Here is a 10,453-nt window from a genome sequence, read left to right as displayed (position 1 = left end):
GTTACTACAAAGACTTTCAGGCTAATACCATTCGAACCCGCCGGGTTCTGTCCTATTTTTTCCTGGGGAGGGAGCTGGTTGGACGAGAAGGATATGGGTACAGAGTGAGGGATCTGGCTTTAGCGGTTGGAGGGCTGAAGGCAATGGCAGCGGGAGAGCTCAGGTGAAAAAAGTGGGGATCCCTCAGAGTCCAATCCCCATATTGTGCTCAGACTTTGGCGCCTTACAGCGGCGCCAAACGCGTTGCCACCATGAGGGAAAAACACCATCATCATAAACACACACGCGAATGCGCTTGCCAACACATACCCGGATCCAAACCGTATCGCCACCATGTTGATGCGCATTTTGTATCAGATTTTTTAAACAAATAGAGAGCCAGTAGAAAGGCAGTGTTAATGTCTTGTCTTCCTCAAGGGTGTAATTAATCTCTACGCAATCACACACGTTATCTAACCACTCAGACAAAGAGGCTGTTTGCGTTTTAAATTGCTCACTTTTATCGGTGCTCAAATAGCCTTTGCTAGTTTCCGTCAGTTGATTGAGCCGTTGATGATCGGCTAATAAGCGCCACAACACATCCTGCGTACCTTCATCCAGGCTATCGAACTGATTACGTAGCATCTCCACCGTCAATCCTAAACTGGCAATTGGAGTTCGAAGTTCATGCGTCAATAATTGCAAAATAAACTGACGTTCACGCCGCTGTTGATAGCGATCATAAACACTGCGCGCCAATCCAAGCACGAGCGCACCAAAGATAGCGACCAAGATAGCAATCATGACCCCCCGATAAGCGGGATGTAATTCATTACAAATATTGCCGTAACGGTAATCACAGCCTGTTGAATGGTCGATAGGCTCAAACGATAATTATCTGCAATAGATGTCCATTGTTTTCGGGGCAACGCTTTCCACCCTTCTTCTCCATTTAGCCAGAGATAATCTCCATCCAAATAGGCACGGTAGCCGTTAAGCAATGCATCCCGTCCTGCCTGACTAAGCGGGGCCAATGAGTCATGCAAAGGGTGATTTTCATTGGCAATCGTGACGCGCACTATCAGTTCAGGCGGTGGCGATTTGATCGCATAATGGCGCAAATAACGTTCGGCGTAACTGCCTCCGGCAGGATGAAGCAGCGGATTTTTTTCAAACCACTTAGTCGGTAAGGGCTGTTCGCGACAAAGCGCTAGCTCGAAGCGCTGAGCCACTAACAACCTTGGTGACACGATGCGCGAATTAGGTCGGCAGGACTGAACAACTTGGTAAAGAGCGCTGAGATCGTGCCAATCAAAATGTTCAAAATCTGGATATTGTGCTTGGCTCACTAAAAGCGCTTGAGGATAGGCGTTTAAAGCCGGTTGAGCGACCATTAAGGTCCCTGCTTGCCACGCTTCATCGTAAAACCCTTTAAGCTGCGTTTGTAGATCGCTCGCCATCACTTGGCCACTCACCAAGATAGCTATCCATACCACCACATTCGCCTTACCACCACGTCACGCCTCCATTGGGCCCACTGCCGCCTTTATATGCCATTATCATAGTCGAGTCATGCCAGGCTGTGTCACCCAGATGTCAACAGACGACAGTAAGAGACCGGCAATTATCATCCAAAAACATCAGTGCGTTGTGCACATAGGCTATCGAAAAAGGTGAAAAACACAGGAAGAAAATGATGCGTATTGATCGAAAGGGCTGAATTTTAGGGGATTAGAAGAGTTTTAGACGCTTAGAAAGGGCGGAGACCTCCCCAGCTACATCCCGGCACACACGTCCCAAGCGCGGGCTGCTTCCTTCCGGACCTGACCCAGTACACAAGATAGTGTTGCGGGAGAACCAAGGAGGCCTCCATCGATATGTCGTTAAGCTTGCTTAACTGCGGGGCATTATGTGGCAAGCCTGGATGCAATGCAAGGAGGATTCGTTTCCTCGCCGATTAACTGTTGATCTTATAAGCAATTACCGTTTAATCGTCGTCTGGATCATCCAAGAGTAAATACTCGCCTACCCAGATAGCAGCCAGCATGGTGGCCCACGCCACCAGTAATGACATGGTTAACTGAGACGGAACAAGCCACGCAATGACTAAAAATGGCACGCACGGCAAAATGTGCATCGCAAGGTGACGTGAAGCGGCTAAATGCGGTGTAAGCGCCACCCACTGCAACAGTCCCATGATCGCAACCACTGCAACGCTCCACAGCGCGGATGGCCACCCAACCGCCGCTACTAGCACGGGAAGCACCAGCCAGGCACCACGTCGAGGCGGTTGGTAGCCTGGCCAATAACGCACTGATAGCCATAATCCGCCTAAGGCCACCAGTAGAAGAACCAGCCCCCAGGCCGCCCACCCTAATTTTGCTTCCGACTGCAAGGCCATCATTCCTGCAAAAATGGCGAGCATCACCGCGCCAAGTAACCACTTAACGTGTGGATGCCGATCAGGATTAAACCATAAAGATAACGCCGGCAAGATCAGCAAGGTACTGGCAGCCAGTAAGGCCGGCAACTGCGGCAACGAAACCGCCAAAACGGCCATTCCCAACAGCAATAGCCAGCTCGCCACTGTGTCTGGATAAAAGAAAAATAACGCGGGCGCCATGATCGCCAACCCATGCAAGGCATTGTCAGCACTGATACCCGCTGCAACGCCTATCGCTAACACGAACGCGGGCCAAACTAATGAGGAAATCCGCATGCACACTCCTTGTGCGGTGGTAATGCCTTCCAGTGTAGCGATCAGTCGTTGGCGCTTACCAGCGTTAGGGCTGGATCGTAGGTGTGATTCGTATCCGTGATCACTTTATTGATCGTATTGGTGATAAATAAAGGGCGTTCACTCACATCAATTTGCGCGGTGATCACATAGTCATGAGCAGCAGAAATTTGGCTTGGGTCGTAATTTAGCACGAAATGTAGAGGCACTTGCTGACCTTTGGTCACAAAAGACTGTCGGCTAATCACTTTACCGGGCGAGTCCATTGTTTTCATTTCCACCAAGCGCACGGTCACGCTGGCATTCTCGGGTAAAGCAAGGCGCTCACGATAGACCAAGGTACCAGAAACACTTGCTAAATCATTAGGCTGGCTATTACCAGAACAAGCGGTAAACACTAAAGCCGTGAATAAGGCGAACAACAGAAACGTTAGTTTCTTCATTAAAGAATCCTCACCGAAACGTGTTTGAGTGCGGCAAAAACGCTAAGGTTATGATAGCTTGAACAATAACAATGGAAGCATAGCATGAATCAAGGACTTATGAGCCAACCACTAACAGAACTCTTACAACTGCTGCGGCTTGAGCGATTAGACACCGGCCTATATCGCGGCCAAAGTGAGAACCTTGGACTGCCACAAGTGTATGGCGGGCAAGTGATTGGTCAAGCGCTCTCTGCCGCGAAGACATCCGTCGACGCCGATCGCTTTTTGCACTCATTTCACAGCTACTTCCTGCGTCCAGGCGATCCGGAACAACCGATCATCTATGATGTTGAGATACTGAGAGATGGAAAAAGTTTCAGTACCCGGCGAATAAAAGCCGTACAGTACGGTAAGCCGATTTTTTATCTCACCGCATCGTATCAAGAGGAAGAAGAAAGCTTCGAGCACCAAAACGCGATGCCTGAAGGCGTGCCAGCGCCGGAAACCTTGCGCTCGGAGCAATCATTGGTCGCGGACATTGCCCACAAACTGCCCGCCAATGTGGTCAAAGCGTTTGGCAGTGATAAACCGATAGAAGTACGTCCTGCTACCGTGATCAATCCACTGAAGCCAGAGCCGGCACCAGCGAAACAATACCTCTGGATCCGCGCCAACGGTGAAGTCGGCGATGACTTTCATGTCCACCAATACTTGCTGGGTTACGCGGCTGATTGGGGCTTTTTGGTTACCGCGCTGCAACCCCACGGGGTCACATTACTGACCCCAGGAATGAAAGTAGCGACTATTGATCATTCCATGTGGTTTCACCGTCCGTTTAGAATGGATGAATGGCTACTGTTCGCGATTGAAAGCCCCTCCGCCAGCGGCGCGCGTGGGTTTGTGCGCGGAGAGCTCTACAATCAACAAGGTGATTTAGTAGCGTCTGCCACCCAAGAAGGGTTAATGCGCAAGATCTCTTAGCCCCTGTCGCAAATCGAGTCACTGCGAATCAATCATCGGTAAAAAGGGGCCTCAGCCCCTTTTCGCTTATCTCACCAGTATCAGGATCACTAAGGCTATATTTCTTCCTCAAGCGCCGCCAATTGCGCACTCGCTTGCTGAAGCTGGTACATCTGCCAGTAACGCCCTTGTTGGCGTAGCAAGCTTTGATGACGCCCTTGCTCAATCACACGACCACGATGCAAGACTAAGATATTATCGGCATCGGCAATCGTGGATAAACGGTGTGCAATCACCACCACTGTCATCTGCTGTCGCAGAGTATTCAATGCTTGCTGAACAAGCTCTTCGGTACCGGAATCGATATTGGCAGTGGCTTCATCAAGGATCAGGATTTTAGGCTGCCGCACTAACACCCGCGCCAGAGCCAATAGCTGGCGTTGCCCGGCCGAGAAGGTCATTCCCCCCTCGCCCAACTGGGTCTCTAAGCCAGCTAGGGTAAACCTTTGAACCATGGACATGCTCATCCAATGCCACTTGTTTTAACGCATGCCAGATCACGGCATCATCCAGCGACTGCCCCAACGCGATGTTTTCTTTTAAGCTGCCGGTTAACATATGCGGGTCTTGTTGCACCATCGCCACGCCCTCGCGCAAGCTCTGATGGCTCAAGCTTTCAATCGGTAAACCACCCAGCGTTAACGTGCCTTCGCCTGGACGATAAAACCCCATCAGTAACGACGCTAAGGTTGATTTACCGCTCCCCGTATGGCCGACCAGCGCTAGAAATCCCCCGGCTGGCACATTCACATTTACATCTGACAGTACCGGCGTTTCGCCATCATAAGAGAAAGACACATCACGCAATGCAATAGCCCCATCAGTGATCGGTGTAGTGTCGCTGCCATATTGTTCAGGCGGGGTATCCATCATCTCAAATAATCGCTCGCCTGCTGAAATCGCCTGCTGCAATAGCGACAATTGTTGCATCATCTCAATCAACGGCTCAGTGATCCGACCCAGATAACTCAAAAACGCATACAATACCCCGACCCCTATCACTTCCATCCCGCTGACTCCAAAGATGGCAACCAAAGACAGCAAAGCGGCACCAGAAAGTAAATCAATCAAGGGACGCAAATAGATACCATTGAGACGCTGAATCGTAACCATGGCATCGAGATGATCAGCGGTCATATCTTGAAAGCGGGAAGAAAATGCCTGCTCTTGCTGCATCAGTTGGATAAGGTTCATGCCCTGCACCGACTCGTTCATCACCCCGTTAATGTCCGCTAGCCGGTCTCGTGCTCGGCGATAGGCGGGCGCTGAACGTTTTTGGTACCGCACCATCACCAAGACAACACAAGGCAATAACACCAGCACCACCAACGTCAGTTCAACACTGAGCATCAGCATCGCCACCAGCATCACGCTAATCAAGGCAATATTGCGCAAAAATGTCGAAAGGACAGACACATAGAGCTCTTTTAAAGACTCCGTATCATTGGTTAAGCGTGAGACGATTCGCCCCATCGGCACATAGTCAAAGGCGGATAACGGCTGTTTGATCACGTTGGCGAACACGGTTTTTCGAATGCGCTGAATAATCGCCACCGCCATGGTGTTGAAGCGCAGCTCATATTTATACTGGAAGCCCGCAGAAACAATGGTCGATACGATGTAACCTACCGCGAGTGCCCACATGATCATTGCCGGATAGTTGTCTTTGGCAACATAGTTATCAAGAAAGATCTGCACCAAGTAAGGCCCAGTCACTTCCGCCACCGCGGCAATCAACAAAAAAACAGTCGCAATCACAAACTGACGGCGATCACGGCGCATATAGCCTAATAGCCGATATAAAATTTCTCGCTTAGTCATGGCGCGGCTCCTCATCGGCGTCCAATGCCGCTTCCAGCTGCTGATATTGGTGCATTTCTTGATACCATCCTGGCTGCTGAATCAATTGACGATGCTTGCCGCGTTCGCGTATTTGGCCATGGCTGAGCACCACAATTTCGTCGGCACTTTCCAAAGCGGATAAACGGTGAGCAATCACAATCGTGGTTCGAGTGTGCTGATGCTGTTGCAGGTTGTGCAAAATACGGTGTTCGGTGTCGCCATCAACCGCCGACAACGCATCATCCAAAATCAAACACTCGGCCCCCACTAATAACGCGCGAGCGATAGAAATCCGCTGCTTTTGCCCGCCAGACAGAGTGATCCCTTTTTCACCGACCGCAGTCTCATATCCGTACGGTAGCTGACGAATATCCTCATCGATACAGGCAAGTGTCGCCGCCTGTTCGATTTCCGCCTGGGTCGCATTAGGGCGACCGAGGGCGATGTTTTCGGCAATCGAGCGCGAGAACAAAAACGGTGTTTGCGTCACCACCGCAAAACGTTGCCGCCACGAAGACAGATCAGCGCTCGCAATCGACACATCACCATATCGGATATCGCCTTTGTCCAACGTTGTCAGATGCAATAAAAGTTGTAACAAGGTGGACTTACCGCTGCCAACCGGGCCAGCAATCCCCAGCATCTCGCCTGGATTAAGCGTAATATTCACCTCTTTAACCGCAAAACTATCATCGGGCTGCCACTTAAACGCGTCGATAGCGATCGTCAGCGGTTGCATCTGATCCGATAGTCGCTGATCGCCGCCAACAATATCGGGCTGCTCTTGCATCAGCGCATCAATACGGGTCCAAGCGGCTCGGCCCCGTTCAATAATATTAAACAGCCAGGCGATCGCGAGCATCGGCCAAATCATCAAGCCTTGATACAAGGTAAACGCGGTGAGATCCCCCAGTGACATTTGTCCCGTTGCGACCAAATAGCCACCACCGGAAACAGTAAAGAAGAAAGAGGCCCCAATGGTGCCTTGAATCACCGGCGAGAAAAGCGCATCCACACGTGCGACGGCCAAGTTTTTGTCTCCGGTCCGATCCGCAACCTGATCAAACTGCGTCATTTGGTGCTGCTCTAGGCCAAAGGCGCGCACCATTCTCACTGCAGAGAGTGAGGACTGACTCACTTCCGAAAGCTCGGAGAATGCCGCTTGTGATTCAGTAAAAGTATGATGTAAACGGCGACCAAACCGATTGACCAAAAAGGCCATCACCGGCATCGGTAGCAGAGCAAGAATGGTCAACTGCCAGCTGATTTGAGTCACCATCACGATCAGCACGGCCGCACCAGTGATAATCGAATCGCCAGCGGTAAGTACGCCCTCTCCAGCAGTCATCACCACGGCTTTCACATCATTGGTTGAGCGCGCCATGATATCGCCGCTCGGATAACGACGAAAAAAGTGCGGGGATTGGCGGGTAAAATGATCATAAAGCCGGTTACGTAGCACAGAGCCAAGCTCCGCCGCCGCGCCGAAAAGCCACACGCGCCAAACAATGCGCAGCAGATACACTACCCCCCAAATAGCCAGCATGCCCGCTAATAGCCATAACAGTGTTTGCGTGGAAATATCACCGGTGACCACCCCGTCGACCACATGGCCCACAGCCATCGGTGGGATCAGCTCAAACACCGAGACAAACACTAAAATAATCATGGCGCCGACATAGCGACGCCATTCACGTTTAAAAAACCAGCCTAACTGCCAAAACACCTTCATGAGGGCTCCTTATTATCCCCGCCTTTTATTATTTACCTGACCTATCCGATCGGTAAGGCGGTGGTGTATTTAAGCGCTTCCATGGCGAACGTTGATGTCACATTATTCAGACTTGGCACAGAATTGACCAGCTTTTTATAAAAATGATCAAATCGAGTCATATCAGCCACCTGCACCTTCATCATGTAATCATACTCGCCTGCCATACGGTAGAACTCCATCACCTCAGGAAACTCGGTCACCACCTCGGTAAAGGTCTTATACCACTGCTCGCTATGATCATTGGTTTTGATGTGGACGAAGGCGGTAAACGCTAGCCCAACGGTTTCGGGGTCAAGCAATGCCACCCGTCCGCGGATCACCCCTTGTGATTCCAGCCTTTTCAACCGCTTCCAACAGGGAGTAGTCGTCAGATTAACGCGTTCGGCCAGGGCGGCGACTGACCAATCTGCGTCTTTCTGTAGCGCCGCGAGTAAAGTGCGATCTATCTCATCCAAAGTAACAGCCAATGAAAAATAATTCCTATTTAACACAATTATTGAGTTTATTTTTCTCTTCAAGGGCAATTATAGAGTAAAAATAGCAAGGTTTTTATCCCCCGCTTTGCGTAAACTGGTGTTAATAACGCATTCGGAGACGCATGATGACAACCCCAGCTCCTTGCCATTCGTGGGTCGGTAACGCGATTCGCCTCATTGAAGCCGACTTTAAACGCTCTGCAGATACCCATTTAATCAAGCTAGACTTACCCAGCTTTACGGACATTGATATCTATCTGAAAGACGAGAGCACCCACCCAACCGGCAGCTTAAAGCACCGTTTAGCACGTTCTTTGTTTTTGTATGGCTTATGTAATGGTTGGATTGATGAGCACACCACGATCATTGAAAGCTCATCGGGCAGTACTGCCATTTCCGAAGCGTATTTTGCCCGTTTGCTTGGCTTGCGTTTTATTGCCGTAGTGCCCAAAAACACCGCGTGTAAGAAGATTGAGCAAATCCGCTTTTATGGCGGTGAAGCGCACTTTGTCGAGCGGTCAGATCAGATCTACGCCGAGTCTCGTCGCCTTGCTAAGGAACTCAATGGCCATTACATGGACCAGTTTACGTATGCCGAGCGAGCGACCGACTGGCGTAGCAATAACAACATCGCCAACCGCATTTTTGATCAAATGCAGTACGAGCGCTTTCCGATCCCTCGCTGGATTGTGATGAGCGGTACGTGGTGGCACSTCAGCAACCATTGGCCGCTACATTCGCTATCGCTGCCAACCCACTCAGCTGATGGTGGCCGATGCTGAGCATTCGGTGTTTCACGATTATTACCTCACCGGCGACAGCGCACTGACCACCGATAAAAGCAGCCGTATTGAAGGGATTGGACGGCCACGTGTCGAGCCCAGCTTTATTCCCGGCGTGATTGATAGAATGACCACAGTGCCGGATACCCATAGTATCGCCACCATTCACTGGTTAGAAAGCCAGCTTGGCCGCAAAGCCGGCGCGTCTACCGGTACCAACCTGTACGGTGTCTTGATGTTGGCAAATGAAATGCGCGCCAACGGCGAGAGAGGCTCTATTGTCACCTTGCTATGTGACAGCGGCGAGCGCTACCTAGACACCTATTACAACCCTGACTGGGTACGCGAGCACATTGGGGATCTCGACCAAGCCACCCATGATTTGCAGACGGTGTTGGGCTAACGCCCATCGTCTATACAGCGTTTGATAAACAGGCGCATTCATATATAAATCAGGCGTAGGAAGTGCGGATAGATGGTTTTGTCACGACTTCTGTTCAGGGTTCGAGTTTTGTATGCATTCCCACGCAGGAGCGTGGGAACGAGTAAAAAGCCCCGATGCAAATACGAGCTGTTTTTTCTAGTTTCTAGCAGCTAGAAGCGTCTCGTCTTTTTCCGTACTCCGTCAGCGAAGCGCTCTGTATTCAAAAATCCTGAATATCGCGTAGGTCGGCATAAGCGCCAGTGAGATGTTAATCATGAATACCCAAGCCGGCCGCGCGCCATCCGACATCGTGGTCAAATTTGGCACCGATCGTGACAGGCGCCCAGGAGGCATAGTGCATCGTGGTTGACATCTTTCCGGGGCTTGTGTCACCTACGCCAATGGGAACATTTGACGGAATACGGAATACGGATTACGGAATACCGAAAGAGCAAGAGCCCCGGTTAGAGCACAATCTGCTCTCTTCTGTACTCCGTAAGCGAAGCGACCTGTATTCAAAAATCCTGAATATCGCGTAGGTCGGCATAAGCGCCAGTGAGATGTTAATCATGAATACCCAAGCCGGCCGCGCGCCATCCGACATCGTGGTCAAATTTGGCACCGATCGTGACAAGCGCCCAGGAGGCATAGTGCATCGTGGTTGACATCTTTCCGGGGCTTGTGTCACCTACGCCAATGGCACCATCGGCGTTAAATATGACCACCGATATATAAATCGGGCGTAGGTCGGAAAAGCGCCACCACGATGTAAGCCTCGTGCATCGATGTGTCCTGCGCGCCTCCGACATTGGTGGTTAAAATTGGCGCTGACCGTGACGGTAGTGGGTAGTGTTCAGAATTCTGTGTCATAATCATCCAAATAGATTCTTTGTACCAATTGAAGGAACTCTGACTGTGAATATGTTGATAAGTCATAATTCATTTAAGCATCATCATATCGTAACAAAGAAGTATTGTTGACCTTATGTGTTTA

Annotated in this window: 8 protein-coding genes, 1 other RNA gene and 2 pseudogenes; 2 read left to right on the top strand and 9 right to left on the bottom strand. The window is 50.5% G+C overall.

The window, feature by feature from the left end; all coding sequences use genetic code 11:
- Positions 1 to 183: 183 nt before the first annotated feature.
- The 5 genes from DZ54_RS23745 to DZ54_RS0115395 form a co-directional block, all read right to left on the bottom strand.
- Complete coding sequence (locus tag DZ54_RS23745) at positions 184 to 783, bottom strand: histidine kinase dimerization/phospho-acceptor domain-containing protein (protein ID WP_051416061.1); 600 nt, start codon at positions 781 to 783, stop codon at positions 184 to 186.
- Entirely contained in the window at positions 780 to 1,478 is a 699-nt protein-coding gene (locus DZ54_RS23740; RefSeq protein WP_051416060.1) for a DUF3404 domain-containing protein, read from the bottom strand. The genes DZ54_RS23745 and DZ54_RS23740 overlap by 4 nt, the downstream gene beginning before the upstream one ends.
- 267 nt (positions 1,479 to 1,745) lie before the next feature.
- Positions 1,746 to 1,842, bottom strand: an RNA gene (ffs, locus tag DZ54_RS24380) — signal recognition particle sRNA small type.
- A 124-nt stretch (positions 1,843 to 1,966) separates the two neighbouring features.
- Positions 1,967 to 2,698 (bottom strand): VP0952 family biofilm-associated protein, encoded by a 732-nt coding sequence (locus tag DZ54_RS0115400; RefSeq protein WP_025675039.1) that lies wholly within the window; start codon positions 2,696 to 2,698, stop codon positions 1,967 to 1,969.
- Positions 2,699 to 2,739: 41 nt separating this feature from the next.
- A complete protein-coding gene (locus tag DZ54_RS0115395; RefSeq protein WP_025675037.1) occupies positions 2,740 to 3,159 on the bottom strand; it encodes a YbaY family lipoprotein in 420 nt (139 codons plus the stop codon).
- A 99-nt stretch (positions 3,160 to 3,258) separates the two neighbouring features.
- On the opposite strand from DZ54_RS0115395, the gene tesB reads away from it, so the two are divergent.
- The gene (gene tesB / locus DZ54_RS0115390; protein WP_025675035.1) at positions 3,259 to 4,122 is read left to right on the top strand and encodes an acyl-CoA thioesterase II; all 864 of its coding nucleotides are present in this window, start codon (positions 3,259 to 3,261) and stop codon (positions 4,120 to 4,122) included.
- 95 nt (positions 4,123 to 4,217) lie between these two features.
- Here tesB and DZ54_RS22405 read toward each other — a convergent pair.
- From DZ54_RS22405 to DZ54_RS0115375, 3 genes and pseudogenes are all read right to left on the bottom strand, one after another.
- Positions 4,218 to 5,982, bottom strand: a pseudogene (locus tag DZ54_RS22405) (ABC transporter transmembrane domain-containing protein).
- Positions 5,975 to 7,735, bottom strand: coding sequence for an ABC transporter transmembrane domain-containing protein (locus DZ54_RS0115380; RefSeq protein ID WP_025675034.1), 1,761 nt, complete (start codon positions 7,733 to 7,735; stop codon positions 5,975 to 5,977). Before DZ54_RS0115380 ends, DZ54_RS22405 begins: the two are co-directional and overlap by 8 nt.
- Before the next feature lie 41 nt (positions 7,736 to 7,776).
- Positions 7,777 to 8,244, bottom strand: coding sequence for an Lrp/AsnC family transcriptional regulator (locus DZ54_RS0115375; RefSeq protein WP_025675032.1), 468 nt, complete (start codon positions 8,242 to 8,244; stop codon positions 7,777 to 7,779).
- 134 nt (positions 8,245 to 8,378) lie between these two features.
- Here DZ54_RS0115375 and DZ54_RS22400 point away from each other — a divergent pair.
- Positions 8,379 to 9,438, top strand: a pseudogene (locus tag DZ54_RS22400) (PLP-dependent cysteine synthase family protein).
- 732 nt (positions 9,439 to 10,170) lie between these two features.
- Here DZ54_RS22400 and DZ54_RS25315 read toward each other — a convergent pair.
- Positions 10,171 to 10,329, bottom strand: coding sequence for a hypothetical protein (locus DZ54_RS25315; protein WP_164831611.1), 159 nt, complete (start codon positions 10,327 to 10,329; stop codon positions 10,171 to 10,173).
- Positions 10,330 to 10,453 lie beyond the last annotated feature (124 nt).

Origin of the sequence: Salinivibrio socompensis S35, from assembly GCF_000513715.1 — a bacterium.
Lineage (GTDB): Bacteria > Pseudomonadota > Gammaproteobacteria > Enterobacterales > Vibrionaceae > Salinivibrio > Salinivibrio socompensis.
The sequence above is the reverse complement of the archived record's forward strand: the minus strand, read 5'-3'. Positions and strand labels throughout refer to the sequence as shown.